20 protein-coding genes are annotated in these 25,118 nt (G+C 56.6%); 10 read left to right on the plus strand and 10 right to left on the minus strand.

Annotated elements, in window-relative coordinates:
• Positions 1–13: 13 nt before the first annotated feature.
• Positions 14–928 (minus strand): DUF808 domain-containing protein, encoded by a 915-nt coding sequence (locus ACR42C_RS14390; RefSeq protein ID WP_192984988.1) that lies wholly within the window; start codon positions 926–928, stop codon positions 14–16.
• A 175-nt stretch (positions 929–1,103) separates the two neighbouring features.
• Here ACR42C_RS14390 and yedA point away from each other — a divergent pair, with 175 nt between their 5' ends.
• Complete coding sequence (gene yedA, locus ACR42C_RS14395; protein WP_028013712.1) at positions 1,104–2,018, plus strand: drug/metabolite exporter YedA; 915 nt, start codon at positions 1,104–1,106, stop codon at positions 2,016–2,018.
• On the opposite strand, the gene ACR42C_RS14400 is transcribed toward yedA, so the two are convergent.
• The 3 genes from ACR42C_RS14400 to ACR42C_RS14410 all read right to left on the minus strand — a co-directional run bounded on the left by ACR42C_RS14400 (position 1,990) and on the right by ACR42C_RS14410 (position 4,640).
• Positions 1,990–2,481, minus strand: coding sequence for a very short patch repair endonuclease (locus ACR42C_RS14400; protein WP_316379470.1), 492 nt, complete (start codon positions 2,479–2,481; stop codon positions 1,990–1,992). The two genes, yedA and ACR42C_RS14400, sit on opposite strands and share 29 nt — an antisense overlap.
• Positions 2,462–3,877, minus strand: a complete 1,416-nt coding sequence (locus tag ACR42C_RS14405) for a DNA cytosine methyltransferase (RefSeq protein ID WP_479984248.1) — start codon at positions 3,875–3,877, stop codon at positions 2,462–2,464. Before ACR42C_RS14405 ends, ACR42C_RS14400 begins: the two co-directional genes overlap by 20 nt.
• A 61-nt stretch (positions 3,878–3,938) precedes the next feature.
• Complete coding sequence (locus ACR42C_RS14410; RefSeq protein WP_316379668.1) at positions 3,939–4,640, minus strand: phosphohydrolase; 702 nt, start codon at positions 4,638–4,640, stop codon at positions 3,939–3,941.
• Between the two features lie 285 nt (positions 4,641–4,925).
• On the opposite strand from ACR42C_RS14410, the gene ompC reads away from it, so the two are divergent.
• Positions 4,926–6,032, plus strand: a complete 1,107-nt coding sequence (gene ompC, locus ACR42C_RS14415; protein WP_233002662.1) for a porin OmpC — start codon at positions 4,926–4,928, stop codon at positions 6,030–6,032.
• 59 nt (positions 6,033–6,091) lie between these two features.
• Here the strand turns inward: ompC and ACR42C_RS14420 are convergent, their stop codons facing one another.
• Positions 6,092–6,955 carry an N-acetylmuramic acid 6-phosphate etherase gene (locus tag ACR42C_RS14420; RefSeq protein WP_166711619.1) on the minus strand — a complete coding sequence of 288 codons (864 nt, stop codon included), beginning with the start codon at positions 6,953–6,955 and terminating at the stop codon, positions 6,092–6,094.
• A 165-nt stretch (positions 6,956–7,120) separates the two neighbouring features.
• Between ACR42C_RS14420 and ACR42C_RS14425 the strand changes: the two genes are divergently transcribed.
• Together ACR42C_RS14425 and dcuR are read left to right on the plus strand one after the other, a co-directional pair.
• The gene (locus tag ACR42C_RS14425; RefSeq protein ID WP_163329824.1) at positions 7,121–8,737 is read left to right on the plus strand and encodes a sensor histidine kinase; all 1,617 of its coding nucleotides are present in this window, start codon (positions 7,121–7,123) and stop codon (positions 8,735–8,737) included.
• Complete coding sequence (gene dcuR / locus ACR42C_RS14430; protein ID WP_116338943.1) at positions 8,734–9,453, plus strand: two-component system response regulator DcuR; 720 nt, start codon at positions 8,734–8,736, stop codon at positions 9,451–9,453. Before ACR42C_RS14425 ends, dcuR begins: the two co-directional genes overlap by 4 nt.
• Here the strand turns inward: dcuR and ACR42C_RS14435 are convergent.
• Together ACR42C_RS14435 and ACR42C_RS14440 are read right to left on the minus strand one after the other, a co-directional pair.
• The gene (locus tag ACR42C_RS14435) at positions 9,434–10,396 is read right to left on the minus strand and encodes an FAD:protein FMN transferase (RefSeq protein WP_479984249.1); all 963 of its coding nucleotides are present in this window, start codon (positions 10,394–10,396) and stop codon (positions 9,434–9,436) included. The genes dcuR and ACR42C_RS14435 overlap by 20 nt on opposite strands.
• 58 nt (positions 10,397–10,454) lie before the next feature.
• Positions 10,455–13,235 (minus strand): flavocytochrome c, encoded by a 2,781-nt coding sequence (locus ACR42C_RS14440; RefSeq protein WP_163329823.1) that lies wholly within the window; start codon positions 13,233–13,235, stop codon positions 10,455–10,457.
• 610 nt (positions 13,236–13,845) lie between these two features.
• Here ACR42C_RS14440 and ACR42C_RS14445 point away from each other — a divergent pair.
• Both ACR42C_RS14445 and fumA read left to right on the plus strand, forming a co-directional pair.
• The gene (locus ACR42C_RS14445) at positions 13,846–15,354 is read left to right on the plus strand and encodes an anion permease (protein ID WP_023325580.1); all 1,509 of its coding nucleotides are present in this window, start codon (positions 13,846–13,848) and stop codon (positions 15,352–15,354) included.
• A 53-nt stretch (positions 15,355–15,407) separates the two neighbouring features.
• A complete protein-coding gene (gene fumA / locus ACR42C_RS14450; RefSeq protein WP_320720821.1) occupies positions 15,408–17,057 on the plus strand; it encodes a class I fumarate hydratase FumA in 1,650 nt (549 codons plus the stop codon).
• On the opposite strand, the gene ACR42C_RS14455 is transcribed toward fumA, so the two are convergent.
• Positions 17,046–17,939 (minus strand): LysR family transcriptional regulator, encoded by an 894-nt coding sequence (locus ACR42C_RS14455; protein ID WP_320720819.1) that lies wholly within the window; start codon positions 17,937–17,939, stop codon positions 17,046–17,048. The two genes, fumA and ACR42C_RS14455, sit on opposite strands and share 12 nt — an antisense overlap.
• 106 nt (positions 17,940–18,045) lie before the next feature.
• Here ACR42C_RS14455 and ACR42C_RS14460 point away from each other — a divergent pair, with 106 nt between their 5' ends.
• The 3 genes from ACR42C_RS14460 to ACR42C_RS14470 all read left to right on the plus strand — a co-directional run bounded on the left by ACR42C_RS14460 (position 18,046) and on the right by ACR42C_RS14470 (position 21,725).
• A complete protein-coding gene (locus ACR42C_RS14460) occupies positions 18,046–19,344 on the plus strand; it encodes a serine hydrolase domain-containing protein (RefSeq protein WP_192984804.1) in 1,299 nt (432 codons plus the stop codon).
• A 282-nt stretch (positions 19,345–19,626) separates the two neighbouring features.
• Positions 19,627–20,940 (plus strand): MFS transporter, encoded by a 1,314-nt coding sequence (gene tcuC / locus ACR42C_RS14465; protein ID WP_116338931.1) that lies wholly within the window; start codon positions 19,627–19,629, stop codon positions 20,938–20,940.
• Positions 20,937–21,725 (plus strand): substrate-binding domain-containing protein, encoded by a 789-nt coding sequence (locus ACR42C_RS14470; protein ID WP_479984250.1) that lies wholly within the window; start codon positions 20,937–20,939, stop codon positions 21,723–21,725. Before tcuC ends, ACR42C_RS14470 begins: the two co-directional genes overlap by 4 nt.
• On the opposite strand, the gene psrA is transcribed toward ACR42C_RS14470, so the two are convergent.
• Entirely contained in the window at positions 21,700–22,599 is a 900-nt protein-coding gene (psrA, locus tag ACR42C_RS14475; RefSeq protein ID WP_316379458.1) for an L-proline-binding transcription factor PsrA, read from the minus strand. The two genes, ACR42C_RS14470 and psrA, sit on opposite strands and share 26 nt — an antisense overlap.
• 419 nt (positions 22,600–23,018) lie before the next feature.
• Between psrA and mtfA the strand changes: the two genes are divergently transcribed.
• On the plus strand, positions 23,019–23,810 hold the full coding sequence (gene mtfA, locus ACR42C_RS14480; RefSeq protein WP_163329820.1) for a DgsA anti-repressor MtfA: 792 nt from the start codon (positions 23,019–23,021) through the stop codon (positions 23,808–23,810).
• Here the strand turns inward: mtfA and ACR42C_RS14485 are convergent.
• Entirely contained in the window at positions 23,807–25,018 is a 1,212-nt protein-coding gene (locus ACR42C_RS14485) for an MFS transporter (protein WP_479984251.1), read from the minus strand. The genes mtfA and ACR42C_RS14485 overlap by 4 nt on opposite strands.
• Positions 25,019–25,118 lie beyond the last annotated feature (100 nt).

The following is a 25,118-nucleotide window of genomic DNA, read 5'->3' on the forward strand; positions in this document are numbered from 1 at the left end:
CGACGGGTAACAATTAGTGCGCTGTACCGCGCATTTTTTCAACCAGTTTCACCGCTGCCACCACGATAGCGCCAACGATAAAGCCCAGCACAAGATTAAGCAGCGTCGGCAGAATAGCGGCCACCACGCTCCCCTGCGCCGAGGAGAAATGTTCGATAGCATGATGCAGCGGAGCAATGCCGTGAACCACAATACCGCCGCCCACGAGGAACATCGCCAGGGTGCCCACCACGGACAAGCTCTTCATCAGCCACGGCGCCAGCGTCAGTAAGCTCTTGCCGATGCCTTTTGCCACCGCGCTTGATTTCTCCTCCAGCCAGTAGCCGATATCATCGAGCTTCACGATCAGACCGACCAGGCCGTAGACGCCTACCGTAACCAGAATGGCGATCCCGGAAAGGATCAGCACCTGATTCAGCAGCGGTGCGTCGGAGACAATGCCCAGCGTAATGGCAACGATCTCTGCTGAAAGAATAAAGTCGGTGCGAATGGCGCCTTTGATTTTATCGCGCTCGAAGACTTTCGGATCCTGCGCGGCCAGCGCTTCAAGGCGCTGCTGACGAGCCTCCGGGGTATCCTTCTGCTTGCGAGAGCTCAAAGAGTGCAGGACCTTCTCCACGCCTTCGAAGCATAAAAATGCCCCGCCAATCATCAGCAGCGGCGTGATGGCCCAAGGAATGAATGCGCTGATCAGCAGCGCCAGCGGCACCAGGATCACTTTATTCAGAAACGAGCCTTTTGCCACGCCCCACACCACCGGCAGCTCACGGTTAGCCCGTACCCCGCTCACCTGCTGAGCGTTAAGCGAGAGATCGTCCCCCAGCACCCCTGCGGTTTTCTTCGCCGCCAGTTTCCCCATCACGGAAATATCATCCAGTAATGTGGCAATATCATCCAGCAATGTTAATAAGCTACTTCCTGCCAAAATGGTGATCCTTCTTTTTTTGGTAATTAAGTGAATAGTATGGAGCAAAAGCGCAATCGCGGAAACAGGCACCTTGCGTCAACAAAAATTTCACATCACCTACACAATTAAAGGGCTCGCCAGCGCGATAGTTTTCGCGTTTACTATCAGCGACCTTTTTATTTCGTCGTGAGGGATTATGCGTTTCCGGCAACTGCTTCCACTTATTGGGGCACTTTTTTCGCTGTATATCATCTGGGGTTCCACCTACTTTGTCATTCGCATCGGCGTAGAAAGCTGGCCGCCGCTGATGATGGCGGGCATTCGCTTCCTCTCGGCGGGCGTGCTGCTGCTGGCCTTCCTGCTGCTGCGCGGGCATAAGCTTCCTCCGCTTCGCCCAATGCTGAACGCCGCCCTGATAGGCCTGCTGCTGCTGGCGGTCGGTAATGGCTTTGTGACCATTGCCGAGCACCAGAACGTACCGTCTGGGATCGCCGCCGTGGTCGTTGCCACCGTACCGCTGTTTACCCTCTGCTTCAGCCGCCTTTTCGGCATCCGCACCCGCAAGCTGGAGTGGCTGGGGATTGGCATCGGCCTTGCCGGCATTATTCTGCTCAACAGCGGCGGTAACCTGAGCGGGAATCCGTGGGGCGCAGTGATTATCCTTATTGGCTCGATGAGCTGGGCGTTCGGTTCCGTATACGGTTCTCGTATCGAGCTGCCGACCGGCATGATGGCGGGGGCAATTGAGATGCTTGCGGCTGGGATTGTGCTGCTGCTGGCCTCAGCCCTGACGGGCGAGGAGCTGACTACCCTGCCGCCGTTGTCGGGCTTCCTGGCGGTAGGTTACCTGGCGCTGTTCGGCTCCATCATCGCCATCAACGCCTATATGTTCCTGATCCGTAACGTCTCTCCGGCGGTCGCCACCAGCTATGCCTACGTCAACCCGGTCGTGGCCGTGCTGCTTGGCACCGGGCTTGGCGGTGAAACGCTCTCTCCGGTTGAGTGGTTAGCTTTAGGGGTGATTGTTTTTGCCGTCGTGCTGGTGACCTTAGGCAAATATTTGCTGCCGGCAAAGCCCGTGGTTACGCCTTGCGAGGTGGAGAAACCGTAAGCGCGTGGATCCCCTGCGTGTCGATCTGCGCGGCCTCGCCGCCGCCGCAGATCCACTCTTCCAGCCGTTCGCTCAGATCGGCATCGTTCAGCTTCAGCCGCCCTTTCAGCGCACATTCCCAGACGATCAGCACCCTCCAGCCCTGCGCGACAAGCGTGGCAAGATCCCGCGCGTCTCGTTCAACGTTCTTGCCAATCTTCTCCAGCCAGAAATCGGTGCGCGTCGCAGGAACTTTAAACAGGTAGCAGTCGTGATGATGCCAGAAACAGCCGTGGGTAAAGATGATGCACCGATACGCGTCAATGACGAAATCCGGGCGACCCGCAAGTGCGGGATCCTGCACGCGAAAGTCGAAGCCCGCCTGTGTCAGCAGACCGGCCAGACGCTTTTCTATCGCGGTGTCACGCGTGCCGATGGCACGCATGTTTTTGCTCCGCGTGGCCTTATCGTGAACGTCCGTCATTGACGGCCTCACCCTGGCGGAGCGCCACCGCCTGTCTGATGCGCGGGGCCAGCAGTTTTGCCACCGCCGCGAACGCGGGCACCACCACCGAGTTACCAAACTGACGGTAAGCCTGAGTGTCCGAAACCGGAATGCGGAAACGGTAGCCCTGTGGCGTTTCAAAGCCCATCAGCCGGGCGCACTCCCGCGGCGTGAGGCGCCGCGGACGGTGACGCTGGTTTTGCGGATCGTCGAAATCTTTCTCGCCCAGCGCTTTATCCCAGCCTCTGTCGATCAGTATTTCCGCGCCGTCTTTGTAGTAGCGAGCGGACAGCGTGCGGGTCACGCTGTGCGGATCGTTTGGGTTCACCATGCCAAACCCAAATCCGTTGCCTTTGGCCTGATGCTTTTTGGCATAGCGGTAGAGGTATTTCCACAGGATCGGGGTAAGGATAAATTTCGCGTCGACCACCGGCTCCAGCAGGTCAGCAATGGTTGGACGACGCTCGGGGTATAAGGAGGGAATATCCCGCAGGGTGAAATCCCCCTTCAGATTGAGATCGCGGCGGAAACCGACGAGCACAATGCGTTCGCGATGCTGGGGCAGGAAGTGTTTCCCGTCGATAATTTTCGGGTCATCCGCGCCCATGTCCTCGGAATCGGCCACGTCATAGCCCAGCTCATCCAGCGTTTGCATGATAATGCGGAAGGTCTTTCCACCGTCGTGGCTCTTTAAGTTTTTGACGTTTTCCAGCACGAATATGGCCGGGCGACAGGCGTCAATGATTCGGGCCACATCAAAAAACAGCGTCCCCTGGGTATCGCAGGCGAAGCCGTGGGCACGTCCGAGGGCATTCTTTTTGGATACGCCGGCCAGCGAGAAAGGCTGGCACGGGAAGCCCGCCAGCAGCACGTCATGCGCCGGAATCGTCTGACGAATATGCTCGGCGGCTTGTTCATCCGTAACGCCGCTTTTATGGCTCAGGGTGACATCGCGGATATCGGCGTTGAACTGATGTTCCTGCGGATCGCAGTACCAGTTCGCTTTATAGGTGCGTACCGCATGTTTGTTCCACTCGCTGGTAAACACGCACTGACCGCCGATAGCTTCAAAGCCGTGCCGGATACCGCCGATGCCGGCAAACAGATCGATAAAGCGGAAGGCATAGTTCGGGTGCGCGGCAGGTGGCCGCGGAAGCAGATTTTGCAGATAACGAAATTCGCCTTCGCTCAGGCGGCGCCCTGCCCGATCGCTGGTCACTAGCCGCTTAAGGATGGCCGGGCTCCAGTGGCTCTCGCCGTGCGCCACAAGCTGGTTTGCCAGCGTTTTAGCGTCATAAATATCCAGCAGCTGGCGCAGTAATGCCTGCACCGTTGCCGTTGACTTCTCTGCCTGCTCAGACGCGGGCTCTGTCACTGATCGATTTTCCTGCATTCTTTTAACCGGGCAATAAAGACTGGGAACAGATTACCACAGTTCACTTGCGCAAACTGCGACGGAAGCGGTGTTGAATCTGGCTATCCAGCCCGATGCAGTCGCCCTGTAATTCGGCACTGAGTTTCGCCATAAACTGAATCAGAAAATCGGCGTTGTGCTGCGCGAGCTCGCGCCCGACCTCGGTTTGCATTGTATCAGGCAAGCGCAGCAGCTTGGTCTGAAAATGATCGAGCGCAAACGCCCGGTCATCAAGCGGGCGCGCGTCGGCAAACGGATCGTCCGCGTTAAAAAGCGGTACGCCCAGCGCGCCTGACACGGCAAACACGCGCGCCAGACCGATCGCTCCCAGCGCCTCCAGACGATCTGCATCCTGGACAATTTTGGCTTCAATCGTGTGCGGCGTCAGTCCGGCACTGAAACTGTGCGCCTCGATGGCGTGCTCCACGGCGGCGTAGCGATCCGACGGGAAGTCAGGGAAATCGCGGTGCAGAATCTCTCGCGCCCTGCGCGCCGCCAGACGCGACGACTGGCTGCGTTCAGGATGGTTTTTCGGCAGGCTGACGATGTCATGAAAATAACAGGCGGTCAGGATCGTCAGCGGGTCGACGTGATGATGCACCATGATTTTCTGCGCCGTCATCCAGACGCGACGGAAGTGTGAAATATCGTGCGCGGTGTCGTCGGTCGCGTGATGTTCATTAAGCCAGGATTCAAAGCGCTGCTGCCACTGTATAAGTTCCATCATCCTTTCCTGTTACGAAAATGGGCGCTTAATTATAACATAGCCAAATGAAATAAATTAAAAAATAGAAATGCGGAATACTTAATAATAATTACACACAATATATACAACCGATCAATTCATTAAAAAAATAAAGAGCCCAACTGAAATATTATGAAATATTTTTACCCATTTAATTACATTTAATTTTGAACCAAATTAACAACCCATAGAATAGTATCAGAAACGTAATTACGGAGAGTAATTACATATATTCATATAAATTATTGTTAAAGGGAATATATAATGAAAAGAAAAGTTCTGGCAATTCTGGTACCCGCAGTGTTAATGGCTGGCGCAGCACATGCCGCCGAAGTCTATAACAACAACGGCAATAAATTAGACTTATACGGTAAAGTCGATGGCCTTCACTACTTCTCTGACAACACCAATTCCGACGGCGATATGAGCTATGTTCGTCTGGGTTTTAAAGGTGAAACGCAGATCAATACTCAACTGACCGGCTATGGCCAATGGGAATATAATATCCAGGCGAACAATACTGAGAGCAGTGGCAACCAGGCGTGGACCCGTCTTGGTTTCGCGGGCCTGAAATTTGGTGACTACGGTTCGTTCGATTACGGTCGTAACTATGGCGTTCTCTACGACGTTGAAGGTTGGACCGATATGCTGCCTGAATTCGGTGGGGATTCCTACACCTACACCGATAACTTCATGACCGGTCGTACGAATGGCGTTGCAACGTACCGTAACAACGGTTTCTTCGGCCTGGCTGACGGACTGAATTTCGCTATTCAGTACCAGGGCAATAACGAAAGTGCCTCTAACGATCAGGAAGGTACAGGCAATGGTCGCGACATTCGTAAAGAGAATGGCGACGGTTGGGGTCTTTCCACTTCCTATGATTTCGGTATGGGCTTCTCCGCGGGTGCAGCTTATGCCTCCTCTGACCGTACCAACGATCAGGTAACCAAAACAAATGCAGGCGGCGACAAAGCCGACGCCTGGACCCTGGGTATGAAGTACGACGCCAATAATATTTACCTGGCGACCATGTATTCAGAAACCCGAAATATGACCCCATACGGTGATTATTTCGTCGCAAACAAGACTCAGAACTATGAAGTCACCGCACAGTATCAATTCGATTTCGGTCTGCGCCCTGCAGTTTCTTTCCTGATGTCTAAAGGGAAAGACCTGAACTCTTATTACGGCAGCGATAAAGATTTGGTTAAATATGCTGACGTTGGCGCAACCTATTATTTTAACAAGAATATGTCTACCTATGTTGATTACAAAATCAACCTGCTGGATGAAGACGATAACTTCTATCAAGCGAACGGCATCAGTACTGATGACATCGTAGCGGTTGGTCTGGTATACCAGTTCTAATCCTTCCCTGAAAATAATAAAGCCCGCAGCGCGGGCTTTATTATTTCAGAGGCAAAGTTTCACGGCGCTTCCTGCAACGCCACGCGGATAAACCCGTTATTCTGCGCCAGCAGCTCATGGGCTTTCCACGCATCCAGACCGGTCAGCACCATCAGCACCGCCGTTTTACAGTGATGGTTACAGCTCTCCAGCGCGGCCTTTGCCTGCGCCCGGCTGCATCCCCCCGCCTCCATCACAATGGCGATTTGCCGTTCAGCCCATTTGGTACTGCTAGCCTCAAGATCCACGCGCAGGTTGCTGTAAACGCGCCCGGTGCGAACGGCCAGCCCGGTGGTAATCATCGAGAGGATCATTTTTTGCGCGATCCCCGCCCTGGTATTGAGATACCCGGCAACCACATCAGCCCCCAGTTCAGGGGCAATTACCATGCTTGCCAGCTGCGCCGCTTCACTTTGAGCATCACCGGTGATGACCGCAACAGGCGCTCCCAGCGACCAGGCATGCCGCATCGCTCCCCAGACCCACGGCGTTTTTCCGCTGACGGTCACCGCCAGCATCATATCGTGTTCACCAAATTTGATGGCCTGCAGGTCAGCGACCCCGCGCTCGTAGCGCCCTTCTCCCTCTTCTGCCGTCACGGCAATTACAGGGGTTTTCCCCGGCGCATAATCATCCGCAGCCTGCCGTGCGGCGCAGCCCGACTGTCCTGCCCCGACGATGACCAGACGGCCACCGTGGTTGAGCGCCGCGGCGGCGTTATCCACCACGCGGGCGATTGTCGTTAAGCAGGGGGTTATAGCAGCAGAAATGCGTGCATCTTCCTCGTGGATAACCTTCAGCATGTCCAGCGTGGACAATCTATCTATATTCATCGTGCTGGCGTGCCGTCTTTCCTTGACCGAACCGGTAAGCGTAATGCTCATAAACAGCCTCCTTATTATGAGTACCCACACACTATAAAGTGTTTTATATAGATGACCTGCGAGTGGGGTCACGAAAAGAAGAGCAAATCGACGCTTTTACATGGCTTTAAGAAAAGCCCATCATCAGCGATAATCACCCCCTTTCTTAATCATCGCGGAGTGTTGATGAGCGATCTGCAGCCTTTCCCTCTGACGCGCAAGCGCCCCATGAAACTGTACACGCTGGTCACGTTGATGGTGTCCGCGATTATCGCCTCAGTGCTGCTGGTGGTTTTTGCGCTCTATTCCGTGCAAATCACCCGGGCGACCCGCGATGATGTAAAAGATACCGCGTTGGGTATCGCCCGCACGCTGGCCGACAGCCCGGAGATCCAGCGCGGCCTTATGCAGTCCCCGCAGGCCGACATTATTCAGCCCATCGCCAAAGCCGTTACCCAACGCAACGATTTGCTGCTTACCGTGGTGACCGACATGCGGGGGATTCGCTACTCGCACCCGAACGAGGCGCTCATCGGCCTGCATTTTATTGGCAACGATCTCGAACCCGCGCTGGAAGGCAAAGAGAATGTCTCGGTAAACCGCGGCGCCCTCGCCGAAGCGCTTCGCGTTTTCACGCCGGTCTATGACAGCCAGCACGATCAGATCGGGGTCGTGGTGGTCGGTATTTCCCTCAAAAAGGTGGAAGATCAGATAGCCCGCGGGCGGCTTAACGCGCTCTGGACGATTTTGTTCAGCATCTTTATGAGTTCAATGGCGATTTGGGGTCTGGTGCGAGTGCTGAAGCGCATTCTGTTCGGGCTCGAACCCTATGAGATCTCCGCCCTGTTCGAACAGCGCCAGGCGATGCTGCAGTCGCTTCGCGAAGGGGTACTGGCCGTCGACATTCACGGCCGCGTGACGATGATTAACCACACCGCCAGAGAGATTTTACTCCTGCCCTCCGGCAAGCAGTCGGAAAACGCCAGCGCTCCCCTGCTGGCCAGCCTGCGGGAGATTTCAAAGACGGGCGTCGCGCGTCAGGATCAGGAGATCAGCTGTAACGGCCGGCTGCTGCTGTGCAATATGGTGCCCGTCAAAAGCCAGGAGCGGGTCATCGGTGCGATAGCCACCTTCCGCGATAAAACGGAAATCAGCCAGCTGATGCAGCGTATTGACGGCATGGTCAACTACGTCGATGCCCTTCGCAGCCACACGCACGAGTTTATGAACAAACTGCATGTGATCCTGGGCCTGCTGCACATGAAGCGCTACGACAAGCTGGAGGAGTACATCATCCAGACGGCGCACAATTACCAGACGGATATCGGTACGATCCAGAGCAAGGTAAAATCCCCGGTCGTTGCCGGGTTCCTGCTGGGTAAAATCAACCGGGCGAAGGAAGCGGGCGTCACCCTGACGCTGGCGGATGAATGCCTGATACCGGATACCGCCAGCGAAGAGCAGGTCGCGGTGCTGATCACCGCGCTGGGTAACTTAATCGAAAACGCGCTCGACGCGATGGCAGGACAGCAGGAAGGCGAGATTGGCCTGCTGCTACATTATCAGAATGGCTGGCTCAGTTGCGAAGTCAGCGACGATGGCCCCGGCATTGATCCCACCCAGCTGGAGGCTATTTTTACTAAGGGGTTCTCAACAAAAGGTGAAAACCGCGGCGTTGGGCTGTTCCTTGCTCGCCAGCAGATCCAGAACCTGGGCGGCGATATTACCGTCGAGTCTGAGCCTGGCGTATTTACCCAATTTTTTGTTCACATCCCCTGGGATAGCGAGAGGAATATCGCGTGATAAATGTATTAATTGTCGATGATGACGCCATGGTGGCCGACCTCAACCGTCTGTACGTCAACCGTGTTGAAGGCTTTAGCTGCTGCGGCGTCGCCTCCACGCTCAACCAGGCCAGAGCCATTATCAATAACCCCAGCCAGCCTGTCGACCTGGTGCTGCTGGACGTCTATATGCAGCAGGATAACGGGCTGGATCTGCTGCCCGATATTCGCGCGTCAGGCCGTCCGATTGATGTGATTATGATCTCGTCCGCTGCCGATGCCGCCACGATCCAGACCTCCATCCACTACGGCGTGGTGGATTATCTGATCAAGCCGTTCCAGTTCCCGCGCTTTGAAGAGGCGCTGAACGGCTGGAAGGCAAAGCACAGCCTGATGGGATCGCACCAGTATTACGAGCAGGCGGACGTCGACCGGCTGATCCACGGCGGGGCGCCGGAGCTGGCGGACAGTAAGAAATTGCCGAAAGGGTTAACGCCGCAAACGCTGCGCACCATTTGCCAGTGGATTGACGGCCACCCGGAGACGGAATTTTCCACCGACGATCTGGCTAACGCGGTAAATATTTCACGCGTCTCCTGCCGCAAGTACCTGATCTGGCTGGCACAAATCAACATCCTTTTCACCAGCATTCACTATGGTGCCACCGGCCGCCCGGTGTATCGCTACCGCTTACAGCCGGAGCAGATCGGGCTGCTCAAACAGTACTGCCAGTAACGCGGTAGCTCTCGTCCAGAAGGGTAAAACGGAAGTGGTGCATCGAGGAGATCACCACTTCTTTTGTCCTGGTCACAAAGATAGCTTCTATATCCGGACGCGCGCGCAGGGCGGCGCAGCCTTTCTCTACCCCCATGCCGTATATCAGCGTGGTCCAGATATCGCCATCAATAGAGTCTCTGGAAATGATGGTGACGCTGTCCAGCTCGTTGTCGAGCGGGTATCCGGTACGCGGGTCGAGAATATGGTGATAGCGCTTGCCGTTCTGCTCAAAGTAGCGCTCGTACGTTCCCGACGTCACCACAGAGAGGTTCTCCACCGTCATCGCGCCGATCAGCGCATCACCGGCGAACGGCTTTTTCAGCCCCACGCTCCAGCCGCCTTCCGGCGAGCCTAACGTCTGGATGTTTCCGCCAAGGTTGATCAGCCCCAGCTCAGCCCCCTCTTTGCGCAGGTAGTCCCGAACCCGGTCGGCAATATAGCCTTTGGCGATGGCCCCCAAATCGATCTCCATCCCCGCTCTGGTCAGAAACACGCTGGTCTGCGCCTCATCAAGGATGACATCCTCTGGCCGGGTAATCGCCAGCAGCGAGGCAATTTCATCGGCAGGCGGAACGCTGTCGCCCTGAAAGCCAATCTTCCAGCGCTTCACCAGCGGACCGATCGCCAGGTTAAAGGCGCTGTTTTTAAGCAGGCTTGCCGCTTTCGCACAGCGGATCAGCTCAAACACCGGACGGCTGACGGTAACCGGATGCTGACCCGCCGCCTGGTTGATGTCCATTACCTGCGAATGCGCGCGGTTAACGGTGAGGAGATCTTCGTACTGTTTGATCAGGCGGAAAACGCGGGACGCGAGGGCTTCGTCATGGGAGAAGAGTTTCAGGAGAATGGGCGAGCCCATCAGAACGGCGGAGTAGCTGTAAACGCGATGGCTATCAGGCATAGCATGAATCCTCAGATGTAGCCCCGGCAGGCACTGCGCCGCCGGGGAAACAGGTGCCTTACGTTCTTTTTGAGCGCATCGCCGCCTGATGTCCTGCAAGGGTACCAAAAATAATGATATCCGCCACCGCGTTACCGCCGATACGGTTAGCGCCGTGGATCCCGCCAACCACTTCACCCGCAGCGAATGCCCCCGGCAGCACGTTGTGGTTGCTGTCCAGCACGCAGGTTTCGGTGTTGATGGTCACGCCGCCCATGGTGTGGTGCACGCCCGGTGCAATCTGAATGGCGTAGAACGGCCCTTCGTTGATGGGCGCACGCAGCGCGGTGGTGCGGCCAAAATCATCGTCGTGCTGTTTTTCAACGAAACCGTTGTAACGTTCCAGGGTCGCCAGGAAAGCGTGGTGATCCATACCCAGCGCTTCAGCCAGGGCTTTTGGCGAGCTGGCGCTGGTCACGAAACCTTTCGCGATATACTCATCTGCGGCTTTGTTTTTGGCACGTACGTGCTCATCAAAGACGATGTATGCGTATTTCTCCGGCAGCGCGATGATTGACGCCGAGACTTTATCGCGGGTCGACATTTCGTTGTAGAAGCGCTCACCTTTCTGATTGACCAGAATCGCCCCGCCGCCGCGGATGGATTCAGAAATCAGGTACGAGGTTTTCTGCTCCACGGTTGGGTGGATCTGAATTTCGCCCATATCAACCGTGCCTGCACCGATACGCTCCAGCAGCGCGATACCGCCGCCGGTCGCCCCTTTGTGGTTAGTGGTGACGAACCCTTCCAGATCCGGGCGGTATTTCACCACCATCTGGCTGTTGGCGCTGAAACCACCGGTCGCCACGATCACGCTTTTGGCTGCCACGGTGACGGTTTCGTTCTCTTCGGTGGTCAGACGTACGCCGGTCACTTCGCCGTTCTCGAAGATGATGTCGCTGACGGAGGTATCCAGCATCACCTCGATGTTGCGTTTATTGACGTTACGCACCAGGCCGCTGATCAGGTAGCCGCCCACCGCAGAACCGTCTTTTGGACGGTGAGTACGGTCGATGCTCATCCCGCCGGTGGTGGTGATGTCGTTCAGCATGATGCCGCGCGTTGCCAGCCACTCAATTGCTTCCGGCGCGTTCTCCACAAAGCGACGCAGCAGTTCCGGGTTGTTCTTGTTTCCGCCGCCTTTCAGGCTTTCCTGGTAGAACAGCTCTTTGCTGTCCTGAATACCCTTCACGCGCTGGAAGCGGGTTTCTGCGGCGTTCATACCGGCAGAGGCTTTAATGGTGTTCCCGCCGATGGTCGGCATTTTCTCGACGATCAGCACGCTTGCGCCTTCGTCATGAGCCTGAATGGCCGCCGCCAGACCGGCGCCGCCGCTGCCGACAACCACCACGTCCACGCTGCGGGTTTCGTTCGGGTCAACGCCCTCTTCCGCCGCCAGCGCCTTGCTGGATTTCAGCATCGCTTTAGAGACCGCTTTTTTCACCGCCTCGCTCTGGCTGGTTGCGCCGGTAATGGCATCCACGTGCGGAGTATTGGCATCCAGAATGCGGGTGCGTATCTCTTCAAAGCTGGTGACAAACTCAACGTCTTCACTCGGGCCGGAGGCAAGTTCGATGTCCGCAATGCGGTCGGTTTCCAGGCTGACGTTAATCACCAGTTCGTTAGCGTCGTCCTGCACTTTCTCAACAAAGGTGCCAGGTTTGAATTTGGACTCGCCCATGCTCATGTCGCGGATCATCGCTTCCACCAGCGAGAAGCGCCACAGCGGCTCAGGGATGCTTAGTTCCTCGCGTCTGGTGCTGTCCATAAACAGCTCAAGGCTTTCACCCGCCGCGATGCGGTCGGTCCAGTCCGGGTAAGCGATAGTGGCGCGGCCTACGGCAATCAGATCGTAGCCGTGGTCCAGCGCTTCATTCACGTCTGACGCATTCACCACGCCGCCAACGCCCATCACCGGAACCTGCGCCAGCGTGTCAGAACGCATTGCGCAGTATTTTTCGATAAGCGGCGTCGGGTCCTGGGTGTCGACGATAGAAGGACGCAGGGTGGCGCCTACGGAGAAGTGGAGATAGTCCACGCCGCGCGCGGCCAGTTTCTCCAGCAGGTACATGGTGTCCTCAAAGCGGATGCCGGGAACCTCCAGTTCTTCAGGGGAGAAGCGGTAGCCAATGATGAAGGCATCATCGGCGTACTGGCGCACCATTTTGTGGGTGATGTCCAGCACCGCCAGCGGGAACTTCGCGCGGTTATCGCGGCTGCCGCCCCACTCGTCGTCACGCTGGTTTGAATTTGGGGAGTAGAACTGCTGAATCAGGTAGGTGTTCGCCCCGTGGATTTCCACGCCGTCGAAACCGGCCTGGATGGCGCGGCGCACGGCTTCACCAAACTTGCCGATCATGCCTTCCACTTCTTCTGCGGTCAGGGCGACAGGTGTCGCGGCGCCGTCACGCGGCGCGGCCACGGCGCTTGGGCCCACCGGGGTACGGCCACCGATCAGTTTCGGGTCGACCATGCGGCCACCGTGGTAGATCTGCAGCAGCGCCTTAGAGCCTTTGGATTTTATTGCCTCGGCGATTTTAGCCAGCCCGGCGATTTTCTCGTCGTTATCAATCCCAATCGCCCCCGGGAAGGCGAGACCGAGATCGTCGACAAAGCAGCACTCCACAATGATGGTACCAATGCTGCCGGAACGGGCCCGGTAGTACTCCACCAACTCGCTGGTAACGGTGCCGTCATAGTAGCCGGTACAGGTTGTCATCGGGGCCATTAACAAACGGTTTTTCAGTTCAGTGCCATTCGGTAATGTGAAGGGGCTAAGAATGCGTTCGTTAGTGCTCATAATAGAAACTCCAAACTTTTAAAAATTGAGAATTCGTTATCGGATTGATTTTTTGTTTCGTCGTTATTTGCCGATGTCATGATATTAATATAATGATTTTTTTAGTTTCTAAAGTTATTACGTTAGTTAAAAAACTATTTAATCCCTGCAATAACACTAATAATACATTGGTGTTAGCGATTGTAATTCAGCCATTCACAATAATTTAAAACTCGTTAAATAAAAAATGGTAAAACCACTTCACCAAAAACTAAATATTTCCATGTAAATCAACAAGTTATATCGAATTAAAAATTCATATTGTTACAAAAATGATAAAACAAATCCGAAAAACAGATAATAACCCCATACGCCAGAGTGGTTATTAATAAAAGCATAAAAATAACGCTGCAATTCTGTTTTTTTGATCGCGATCAATAGTTATGGCATTCAAAAGCGCAATATAAAAACATCATCAATTTTTAATTTAGCGCACATAAAAAAGCGTTAAATCGCTATTACTGAAAATACAAAACCGCACCTTTAATAAATAAAAAAAGCAAAGAAACTTAAGAAAGCGATTCTGTTTTTTCAGTGCAACCGAATTTTTGACAACTTAAGACGTGAAACTATGAATACAAAAACTGCTGTAACGCCCCCAGTGGCGAACCAGGCATCAAATGGAAACGCAAAACGATTGCTGATGATGGCATTGCCCGTCATCGTCGCCGTACTGCTGCTGTTTGTGCCCGTACCAGAAGGCTTGCCGCCTTACGCATGGCACTACTTCGCTATCTTTGTCGGCGTAATCGTCGGCTTAATCTTCGAACCGCTGCCGGGCGCGGTGATTGGCCTGACCGGCGTGGTTGCCATTGCCCTGTGCAGCCAGTGGGTGCTGTTCAGCCCTGAACAGCTGGCCGACCCGAAATTCAAGCTGGCGGGCGCCTCCTTTAAGTGGGCGGTGAGCGGGTTTGGTAACTCAACCGTATGGCTGATCTTCGGTGCCTTTATGTTCGCCGCAGGCTATGACAAAACCCGCTTCGGCCGCCGTCTGGCGCTGATTCTGGTGAAGTACCTGGGCCGTCGCAGCCTGACGCTCGGTTACGCCATTACGTTTGCAGACCTGCTGCTGGCACCGTTCACCCCCTCCAACACCGCGCGCAGCGGTGGGACTATCTACCCGATCATCGCTAACCTGCCGCCGCTGTACGGTTCAAAACCCAACGACCCAAGCGCGCGTAAGATTGGTTCGTACCTGATGTGGGTGGCGATCACCGCGGCCTGTATCACCAGCTCAATGTTCCTCTCCGCCCTTGCGCCGAACCTGCTGGCGCTGGCGCTGGTGAAAAGCACCGTTGGGATTGATATCTCCTGGGGCACCTGGTTCCTCGCCTTCCTGCCGCTGGGTATCCTGCTGATTCTGACCATGCCGCTGCTGGCCTACTGGTTCTACCCACCAGAAGTTAAAGTGAACAATGAAGTGCCGCTGTGGGCGACCCGTGAGCTGGAAAAACTCGGCAAACTGTCCCGCAATGAAATTCTGCTGCTGGTGTTCGTGTGCTGCGCTCTGCTGATGTGGATCTTCGCCGCCGCGTGGATTGAGCCTGCGATGGCGGCCCTGCTCATCGTCGGGCTGATGCTGTGGACCGGCGTGCTGGAGTGGAACGATATCACCGGTAACAAGGCCGCGTGGAATACCTTCGTCTGGTTCGCCACCCTGGTAGCGCTGGCGGATGGCCTCTCTTCTACCGGCTTTATCAGTTGGCTGGGTAAAGAAGGTGGCCTGCTGATGAGCGGTATCTCTCCAGGCGTGGCGACCATCGTCCTGCTGCTGGCGTTCTACCTGCTGCACTACCTGTTTGCCAGCACCACCGCGCACACTACCGCGCTGCTGCCAGCGATGCTGACCATCGCCTCCACCATTCCGGGCATGAATATGGAAGTGTTCGTCCTGCTGATGGTGACCTCTCTGGGCGTGATGGGGATCATCACCCCGTACGGTACTGGCCCAAGCCCGATCTACTACGGCAGCGGCTACCTGCCAACCAAAGACTACTGGCGCCTCGGCACCATCTTTGGTGCCATCTTCCTGGCGGCCCTGCTGCTGATTGGCTATCCGTGGATGTCCATGATGTTCTGATTCCTGACCGCCGGACTTCTCCTCCGGCGGTTTTATTTTTGTGGAGCAATACTATGTCGAATAAACCGTTTTTTTATCAGAACCCCTTCCCTCTTTCCCATGACGACACCGAATACTACCTGCTGACCAAAGAACACGTCTCCGTAGCCGAGTTCGACGGCCAGGAAGTCCTGAAGGTGGAGCCGGAAGCCCTGACCCTGCTGGCGCAGCAGGCCTTCCACGATGCTGCATTTATGCTGCGTCCTTCCCATCAGAAGCAGGTTGCCGCCATTCTCAACGACCCGGAAGCCAGCCAGAACGACAAATACGTTGCCCTGCAGTTCCTGCGTAACTCTGAAATTGCCGCAAAAGGCGTGCTGCCGACCTGTCAGGACACCGGCACCGCGATCATCATGGGTAAAAAAGGCCAGCGCGTCTGGACCGGCGGCGGTGACGAAGCGGCCCTGAGCCAGGGCGTGTATAACACCTACATCGAAGATAACCTGCGCTACTCGCAGAATGCGGCGCTGGACATGTATAAAGAGGTGAATACTGGCACCAACCTGCCCGCGCAGATTGATCTCTACAGCGTGGACGGCGATGAGTACAAATTCCTGTGCATGGCAAAAGGCGGCGGTTCCGCCAACAAAACCTACCTCTATCAGGAAACCAAAGCGCTAATCACCCCGGCGAAGCTGAAAAACTATCTGGTTGAGAAAATGCGCACCCTGGGTACTGCGGCCTGTCCGCCGTACCATATCGCGTTTGTGATTGGCGGAACCTCAGCGGAAGCCACGCTGAAAACCGTTAAACTGGCCTCGACCCGCTACTACGACGCGCTGCCAACCGAAGGTAACGAGCACGGCCAGGCGTTCCGCGACGTTCAGCTGGAACAGGAACTGCTCCAGGAAGCGCAGAACCTCGGCCTCGGCGCGCAGTTCGGCGGGAAATACTTCGCCCACGACATCCGCGTGATCCGCCTGCCGCGCCACGGCGCCTCCTGCCCGATCGGCATGGGCGTCTCCTGCTCCGCTGACCGCAACATCAAAGCGAAGATCAACCGCGACGGGATCTGGATTGAGAAGCTGGAGCACAACCCGGGCAAGTATATTCCAGAATCACTGCGCCAGCAGGGCGAAGGCGACGTGGTCAGCATCAACCTGAACAAGCCGATGAACGAGATCCTGGCGCAGCTCTCTGCGCACCCGGTCTCTACCCGCCTGTCGCTGAACGGCACCATCATCGTGGCGCGGGATATCGCCCACGCGAAGCTGAAAGAGCTGCTCGACAACGGTGAAGAACTGCCGCAGTACGTTAAAGATCATCCGATTTACTACGCGGGGCCAGCCAAGACCCCGGAAGGCTACGCCTCTGGCTCACTCGGCCCGACCACTGCGGGACGCATGGACTCGTATGTCGACCTGCTGCAATCCCACGGAGCAAGCATGATCATGCTGGCGAAAGGCAACCGCAGCCAGCAGGTGACGGATGCCTGCCATAAGCACGGCGGCTTCTACCTGGGCAGCATCGGCGGCCCGGCGGCGGTGCTGGCGCAAAACAGCATTAAGAGCCTTGAGTGTGTGGCCTATCCTGAGCTGGGAATGGAAGCCATCTGGAAAATTGAAGTCGAAAACTTCCCGGCGTTTATCCTGGTGGATGACAAAGGCAACGATTTCTTCCAGCAGATCCAGAACCAGCAGTGTAAAGGCTGTTCACAGCGCTGAGTGCTTCCATAGCTCCGGCAAAAGCGACAGCGTGTCAGCAATGATGGCGCGCTTGTCGCTTCCTGGCTTCCAGATGGTGACCATCGTCTGACTAATCCCCTGGCTGCCCACTTCGGTGAGCAGCCTTTTTACGTTTTGCCACCGCACGGCATGAAAATGGGTTGGTAAGAACCCCCAGCCGCATCCTCGCTCCAGCAGACCGCGCAGCATCTCCGGCTCGTTCGTAAAAAGGGTATGCCCTGAAATCTGCAGGCGACGCGCAACCGGCTCGTCCGAGTCTGGGTGCATAACGACCTGCGGAACCAGGGAGAGGTCAAGCAGTGAAAGGGGGGATGACGTCCCCGTAAACAGGGTACAGGAGGCGTAAAAATCCATATCGATTGCGCCCAGGGCCCGCCACTCCATGTTATCGCCCACGCTGCGGTTGCGCGCCTGGCAGATGGCCAGGTCCGCGCGCGCGTTCGCCAGCAGCCGTTCAGATTCATCACGCGAGGCGCAGATGAGGCTCAGGCGGATTTTTCGCGCCGCCATTTCAGCGATGACCCTGCGCAGAAAAACTCTGGGCGTGAAAGGATCGTAGACCAGGGTCAGGTCCTGCGTAGCGCCGTGGGGGACCTCCCTGGCGAAGGCCTCAAAGGCTTTGACCTGCCGCATCAGCAGATGAGCCTGACGCTGGAGCTGCTCGCCTTCCGGCGTAAGCCGCAGGGTACGCCCGTCGCGAATAAACAGCGCGTAGCCTAACCCATCCTCAAGAAAATCAACCAGATCGCGAAGCGTCGTTCGGTCTTTCTTCAGCACCACTGCCGCTTTACTCAGGCTCCCGTTTTCAGCCACGGCGGTGAATGCCTCAAGCTGTGCAAAGGAATAGATCAGTCCAGCCACGCTACGCTCCCTCTGTTTTTTTGGGGGATTTTCCCCCACTACGCGTTTTTTATTATAGCCCCCGCTTTTTTAAACTGAACCCGTTCTTAACCTATACGAGACGGATATGAAAAACAGAACAGTAAATCATGCCCTGCTGGCGGGACTTGTCTTCAGCAGCCTGCTGTCCCCTGCGGCAATGGCCGCCTGCGAAGGCACCGAACTCAGCGTGTGCCCTGCCCCCTTCGACGCCGCGTTGCCGGATACCCATAAAATGCTGACCTGGAGTCAGGCCGATCGCGTGGTGGGATTTCGTAATGATTATCGCAACTACGCCGGGGATATTTTCCGCCACGGAAACGCCGTACCGCTGCAGGTATCGGAAAAGCCGCTAACGGACGTCCATTATCAGGTTAACGGCAGACGATACGGCCTTAAGGAATATCTCAAGCGCCAGAACGTCAGCGGCATGCTGGTGCTGAAAGACGGCAAAATCGCCTGGAAATATCTCGCCCAGGGCAATACTGACACCACGCTATGGACCTCGCGCTCGGTAGGCAAATCGGTGGTATCGGCGCTGGTGGGCGTAGCCCTTAAAGAGGGAAAAATTCACTCACTCGACGACAGGATCACGAAATATGAACCCGATCTGAAAGGCACCGCGTGGGACGGCGTGACGCTGAAACAGCTTATTACCCACACCTCCGGGGTGGCGTGGAACGAGGATTATACCAACCCGAACTCCGACTTCGCGCAGCTCACCGAGTGCGAGGCGAAGCCGGGTACCTACGACTGCGTGCGCAAGCTGGTGAAAGGATTACGCAGGGTTCACCCGGCCGGAGAAAACTGGTCTTACTCCTCCGGCGGAGCCTGGCTGCTGGGTGACGTGCTGGAGCGAGCAACCGGCATGACGATCGCGGCGTATCTCGAGAAAAGCATCTGGCAGCCGTACGGCATGGCGAGCGACGGCGTATGGCATGCCTACAGTAAAGGTCAACATGACGTCGGCGCGCACGGCTTTAACGCCACGCTGGAGGACTGGGGTCGCTTCGGGGAATTTATCCTGAACAACGGTATGCTCCCCTCGGGCAAACAAATCCTGCCTGACGGCTGGGTGAAGGAGTCGTCAGACTGGACTCAGGCGAAAGGCTCGGTATCAGACGCGCATCCAGAAGGCCTGTACGGCTATCAGTGGTGGAACAACGCCGTGCCCGTCAACGCCAAGGGCGTTGAGCCGGCAGCGAAGGATTCGCTCAAAGGTTCGCTCTGGGCGCTGGGCATTTTTGGTCAGATGATCGTGGTGAACCAGAAAGAAAACCTGGTCATCGTTCAGTGGTCTACCTGGCCACAGGCGGAGCCGTCCTTTAGCGCCCAGCCGCTGGAGGCCTCTCTGATGTTTAGCGCGATTGCCAGGGCGCTGCGCTAAATTGCACCCGCCGGGTAACGAAGCGCTTGCCCGGCCCTTTCTCAGGAGCCTCTCTCTGCGCCACATCACAAAATCGCAATATCAGAGGCTTAGATGACATTGGTGAATAAAAAGCCAATATTTTGTTAAGTTATTGTTGCTTATAGTGCTCATCATTATCGTCTCACTATTGATGCGTAACGCGCATCAATCAATGCGTTAATTGCGCTTATCTATTTCGCCATCCTGATCCAGTTTTCAGAAACAGACGCGTAAAACGTCAACAATAAACTGGAGATAACCATGTTTTCCTCAACCTCACCTGCAACCGTACGCTCTAAGGCGGGCGCGATACTTCGCGTGACGTCGGGCAACTTTCTTGAGCAATTTGATTTCTTTCTTTTCGGCTTCTACGCCACCTACATCGCCCACACCTTCTTCCCGGCGAGCAGTGAATTTGCATCGCTGATGATGACCTTCGCGGTCTTCGGCGCGGGCTTTTTGATGCGTCCAATCGGAGCCATCGTGCTGGGGGCCTATATTGACAAGGTTGGCCGCCGCAAAGGGCTGATCGTGACGCTTTCCATTATGGCGGCAGGCACCTTCCTGATCGTGCTGATCCCGTCCTATCAAAGCATCGGGCTTTGGGCACCGCTGCTTGTCCTGACGGGCCGCCTGCTGCAGGGCTTTTCCGCCGGGGCGGAGCTTGGAGGTGTTTCGGTCTATCTCGCGGAAATCGCCACGCCGGGCCGCAAAGGTTTTTACACCAGCTGGCAGTCCGGTAGCCAGCAGGTTGCCATTATGGTCGCCGCGGCGATGGGCTTTGCCCTGAATGCCCTGATGGAGGAGAGCGCCATTCGTGAATGGGGCTGGCGCATCCCGTTCCTGTTCGGCTGTTTAATCGTGCCGTTTATCTTTTTCCTGCGCCGCAAGCTGGAGGAGACGGAAGAGTTCAGCGCGCGCCGCCATCATCTGGAGATGCGTCAGGTCTTTAAAACGCTGCTTGGCAACTGGCAGGTGGTGGTCGCGGGTATGCTGATGGTGGCGATGACCACCACCGCGTTCTACCTGATCACCGTCTACGCGCCAACCTTCGGCAAAAAAGTGCTGATGCTGAGCGCCTCTGACAGCCTGCTGGTCACGCTGCTGGTGGCGATCTCTAACTTTATCTGGCTGCCGGTGGGCGGCGCGCTGTCGGACCGCTTCGGGCGTAAGCCGGTGCTGATTGCCATGACCCTGCTGGCGCTGGCCACCAGCTATCCGGCCCTGACGCTGCTGGCTGACGCGCCCAGCTTCTCGATGATGCTGAGCGTGCTGCTGTGGCTTTCCTTCCTTTACGGGCTGTATAACGGGGCGATGATCCCGGCGCTGACGGAAATTATGCCTGCTGAAGTCCGCGTGGCAGGGTTCTCTCTGGCTTACAGCCTGGCAACGGCGGTCTTTGGCGGCTTTACCCCGGTGATGTCAACCGCGCTGATTGAATACACCGGTGACAAAGCCTCGCCGGGCTACTGGATGAGCTTCGCCGCGGTGTGTGCCCTGCTGGCCACCCTCTACCTCTACCGTCGTCGCGCGGTTTCAGTGCAAAACACCGTTAAGTCGCAGGGGGCCGCATGACACGCACTTCTCGCTATACCGCCAGCGCGCTGGTGCTGACGTTCCTGAGCGTGAATGCCTGCGCTCAGGAGGTGAAAGTGATGATTTCAGGCGGTTTCAAAGCCGCCCTGGAAAAGCTGGCGCCGGAGTACGAACGCCAGACCGGGGATAAAATTGTGGTCATCCCTGGCCCCTCAATGGGCAATACGCCGCAGGCGATCCCAAACCGGCTCGCGCGCGGCGAGAAGGCCGACGTGGTGATTATGGTGGGCGATGCGCTGGCGAAGCTCGAAAAAGCCGGCCAGACCAGGCCAGGTTCGCGAACTGAACTCGCGGACTCTCCCGTTGGCATGGTGGTGAAAAAAGGTGCGGATATTCCTGATATCAGCAGCGAGGCGACGCTGCGTAAAACTCTGCTGCAGGCCAGTTCCATCGCTTACTCAGACAGCGCCAGCGGCAGGTATGTCAGCCAGACGCTGTTCAGGAAACTGGGGATTGAAAAGGAGGCGGCGGCTAAAGCAACAATGGTCGAACGTATTCCGGTCGCCTCAGAAGTGGCGAATGGAAAATACGCCGTGGGTTTCCAGCAGGTGAGCGAGCTGCTGCCGGTTGAGGGCGTCACCTTTATCGGTAAAATCCCGGATAATCTGCAGTACATCACGCGCTTCGCCGGCGCGGTCACCCGTCACGCTGAACATCCCGTGGAGGGGAAAGCGCTACTGAGCTATCTCGCCTCACCGCCCTCAGGGGCGGCCATCCGTGAGACGGGGATGATCCCCGTTACGTCCGGCGATACCGCTCGGTGATCTCTTTTTCCAGTTCAGCCGCAATATAAGACTGAATGCGCCCACGGCGCCGGATAAGCCCCACGGCGCGTTTCACCTCTGGCGCCACCAGCGGCAGATGCGTCAGCGGCGTGTGCTCCGACGTCGGCATCGACATGGCGGGAACGGCGGCAATGCCGATGCCCGCCTCTACCATGCCGAGCATCGTGGTGACGTGGCGCGTTTCGCAGACGCTGGGGCGCTCGGGAATGATATCCCCCAGCATCCGATCGAGCAGGTTGCGGTTACCCGACGTTTTATCGAGGGAGATATAGTCCTGCTGGAAAAACGCCTCCCACGTCAGGTGGCTCTTCTGCGCCAGCGGGTGATCCTTTCTGCATGCCGCAACGTAGACATCCTCCACCAGCGGGAAAAATTCAATTTCAGACGGTAAGTTTCCCGCAAAGCAGATGCCAAAATCCGCCTGGCTTCGGGCCACGGCGTCAATAACATTCCCCGCGCTGCTGTCGATGAGCTTAATGCGAACGCGTGGAAAGCGAGACTGAAAGCGACGGATCACATCAGGCATAAAGTAACAGGCGGCGGAAGGTACCGCGGCGACCGTAATCAGCCCCGTCCGCTCTTCACTGGCCTTATCGACATCCGCCAGCATTGACTCCACGTTGTCAAGCAGCTGCGCTGAGCGTTCAGCAAAGTTTTGCCCATATAGCGTCAGGGCGACGCGACGGGTGGTTCGGTCAAACAGCTTTGTTCCCAGCGCGGCTTCCAGCTTTTCGATCCTGCGGCTCAGCGCCGACTGGGATAAGCAGATAGATTCAGCGGCGACACGGAAGTTACCGTATTCCACTAACGCCCTGAAGGCATAAAGATCGTTAAGGTCAAAATTCACGGGCATAGCGTCTGGATGTCCTGTCAGGGAAGAGGCAACAAAGTCAAAAATAATAGCGTCTTATTGACCTGCCGCAACCGGCGCGGTGTTGTAATAGGTCAGAGATCGTTGAGATTGAGTTGAATGCGCCCGGCCTGGTCAGCAATCGCCTGCCGTTCATCTTCCTTTGTATTGGACAGCGCCTGCTTGTTACCTTTGAAACCGCTCATCTTTTCAATACCGCACGGGTTAATCCACTTAGCCTGCGAATTAAGGCTACGACAGAGGTCACAAAATGAAGGTGATGCCTGCAAAGCGCTACCCACCGCTACGTACGAAATGATAGTTTATTCAGGCTGGAAGTGTAGCTGTGCGCAATTTTCTGGCATCTTAACTGAACCTGACTTTCCCATTTTTGTTCAAGTAACGAGTTTGCGAGCAAAGCGATGATTAAGTGGCCCTGGAAAACGAATGAGGCTGGCCGGGATATGGCGCTGCCGTGGGATGACGCGCTGGCGATCCCTGTTCTGGCAAATCTTAAGCCGGACGAACAGTCGAAGCTGGTTCAGATGGCGGATCGTTTTTTGCAGCAAAAACGCCTTGTGCCGCTGCAGGGGTTCGAACTGGATCCGCTGAAAAACGCCCGCATCGCCCTGCTTTTCTGCCTGCCGGTGCTGGAGCTCGGTATTGAGTGGCTGGATGGTTTCCACGAAGTACTGATCTACCCCGCGCCGTTCGTTGTCGACGACGAGTGGGAAGATGATATCGGGCTGGTGCACAACCAGCGGGTGGTGCAGTCCGGGCAAAGCTGGCAGCAAGGGCCAATTATCCTGAACTGGCTCGACATTCAGGACTCGTTCGACGCCTCCGGCTTTAATCTGATTATTCACGAGGTGGCGCATAAGCTCGATACCCGCAACGGCGATCGCGCCAGCGGGGTGCCTTTTATTCCGCTTCGTGAAGTCGCGGGGTGGGAGCACGACCTGCACGCGGCGATGGATAACATCCAGGATGAGATAGACCTGGTAGGCGAAAGCGCGGCCAGCATTGATGCCTACGCGGCAACCGACCCTGCCGAGTGCTTTGCGGTGCTGTCAGAGTACTTCTTCAGCGCACCCGAGCTTTTCGCCCCCCGCTTCCCGGCGCTGTGGCAGCGTTTCTGCCAGTTTTATCAGCAGGATCCGCTCCAGCGCCTGCGGCAAAATGAGGGCACAGATGGCCCCCGCCACGTGCATTAATGCTTTTCGACTGGGGTACGTTCAATAAACCGTACCCCGATGCTCAGCGCTAAAAACAGCAACGCCATTCCCCAGGCGGCCATCGTTAAATACTGTTCGCCAAAAAAGCGCGTCACAACGGGCACCAGCAGCGCGCTGACGCCGTAGCCTAACGTGTGGCTGGTCGCGATAGCGCCCGCCCCTTTCCCCGTCGTCAGGCGATCGTTCAGCAGCAGCTGGTACCCAGGCGTGGCCATCGCTGCGCCGAGCGAAGTGATAGCAATCCCCACGTAGAACAGCGCCAGCCCGGCGATGCACATTAGCGCAAGCCCTGCCACCATCAGCACCGCCGCCATGCAAAGCAGGGTCAGCGGGCTGAAATGCTGCGGGCGGACCACCAGAAACTGCGCCGCGAGCGTTGCCAGCGCGGCCAGGCTCAGCAGGAGCGCGACATGATGGCTGATATCCCGCGCGTTGCCGTCCAGCAAGGGGCTGAGGTGCGGAGACAGGCCGAGCTGCATCAGGCTCACCAGCGCCGCCAGCAGCATCGCCAGCAGCAGGAACGGCAGCATGGAAATCTGCAGACGGGCCGCCTGGTGAGCCACCGGCGGCAGCGGCGGATCAGCCACCTCGCGCAGCACCAGCAGCAGGGCGATTAACGGCGCGATCGCCATCAGCCAGAGCGGTGCCACCGGGTTAACGCTGAGCATCAGCGCCGCCAGCGGGGGTCCCAGCAGGCGACCGCAGCTGAGGCCGGAGCTGATGGTGGCCAGCGCCGCCATGCGTTTCTCCAGGCCCGAACGCTGAATGGCCCACGTCTGTGCGGCAGGCACCATGCCCGACACCGTTAAACCGTAAAGCAGACGCGAGAGGATCAGTCCCGCCAGCCCCCAGGGGCTTTCCAGCAACCCGGCGGCCATCGCCCAGACCACCAGCGCCATGACGCCAAAGCTGGCGAGATAGCCGCTGAGGGAGGCCACCATCACGACCTTACAACCGCGGCGCTCGCTCTGGCGTCCCCACCAGGGGGAAGCGGGTAAAAAAAGCATAGAGCCGAACATTAACAGCCCGGCCCAGACAGAGAGTGAAAGTCCGGTCAGGGTCACCAGCTGCGGAAGCATGACCAGCAAACCGTTTTGCCCGATGCCCAGCAAGCCCGCGCATAGCGCCAGGGGCCAGTTTGCTTTGGAGGTGATGTTTTCGGTCAACGTTTCAGAATCAGCGCGCATGAGAATGTGAACATAGTGTCAATAAATGTGTGGAAATTATGAAGTTTATGAAAACAAATATTGCAAAAATAGTTGCCACTGTAAACAGAATGAATATCAT

It is taken from the genome of Enterobacter sp. MG-EB028 (genome assembly GCF_056673305.1).

What these genes read in the sequence shown, in the direction of transcription:
- yedA (WP_028013712.1), top strand. Translation starts at nt 1,104, where the DNA reads ATGCGTTTCCGGCAACTGCTTCCACTTATTGGGGCACTTTTTTCGCTG.
- ACR42C_RS14400 (WP_316379470.1), bottom strand. Translation starts at nt 2,481, where the DNA reads ATGACGGACGTTCACGATAAGGCCACGCGGAGCAAAAACATGCGTGCC.
- ACR42C_RS14410 (WP_316379668.1), bottom strand. Translation starts at nt 4,640, where the DNA reads ATGGAACTTATACAGTGGCAGCAGCGCTTTGAATCCTGGCTTAATGAA.
- ompC (WP_233002662.1), top strand. Translation starts at nt 4,926, where the DNA reads ATGAAAAGAAAAGTTCTGGCAATTCTGGTACCCGCAGTGTTAATGGCT.
- ACR42C_RS14420 (WP_166711619.1), bottom strand. Translation starts at nt 6,955, where the DNA reads ATGAGCATTACGCTTACCGGTTCGGTCAAGGAAAGACGGCACGCCAGC.
- ACR42C_RS14425 (WP_163329824.1), top strand. Translation starts at nt 7,121, where the DNA reads ATGAGCGATCTGCAGCCTTTCCCTCTGACGCGCAAGCGCCCCATGAAA.
- ACR42C_RS14435 (WP_479984249.1), bottom strand. Translation starts at nt 10,396, where the DNA reads ATGCCTGATAGCCATCGCGTTTACAGCTACTCCGCCGTTCTGATGGGC.
- ACR42C_RS14440 (WP_163329823.1), bottom strand. Translation starts at nt 13,235, where the DNA reads ATGAGCACTAACGAACGCATTCTTAGCCCCTTCACATTACCGAATGGC.
- ACR42C_RS14445 (WP_023325580.1), top strand. Translation starts at nt 13,846, where the DNA reads ATGAATACAAAAACTGCTGTAACGCCCCCAGTGGCGAACCAGGCATCA.
- fumA (WP_320720821.1), top strand. Translation starts at nt 15,408, where the DNA reads ATGTCGAATAAACCGTTTTTTTATCAGAACCCCTTCCCTCTTTCCCAT.
- ACR42C_RS14460 (WP_192984804.1), top strand. Translation starts at nt 18,046, where the DNA reads ATGAAAAACAGAACAGTAAATCATGCCCTGCTGGCGGGACTTGTCTTC.
- tcuC (WP_116338931.1), top strand. Translation starts at nt 19,627, where the DNA reads ATGTTTTCCTCAACCTCACCTGCAACCGTACGCTCTAAGGCGGGCGCG.
- ACR42C_RS14470 (WP_479984250.1), top strand. Translation starts at nt 20,937, where the DNA reads ATGACACGCACTTCTCGCTATACCGCCAGCGCGCTGGTGCTGACGTTC.
- psrA (WP_316379458.1), bottom strand. Translation starts at nt 22,599, where the DNA reads ATGCCCGTGAATTTTGACCTTAACGATCTTTATGCCTTCAGGGCGTTA.
- mtfA (WP_163329820.1), top strand. Translation starts at nt 23,019, where the DNA reads ATGATTAAGTGGCCCTGGAAAACGAATGAGGCTGGCCGGGATATGGCG.
- ACR42C_RS14485 (WP_479984251.1), bottom strand. Translation starts at nt 25,018, where the DNA reads ATGCGCGCTGATTCTGAAACGTTGACCGAAAACATCACCTCCAAAGCA.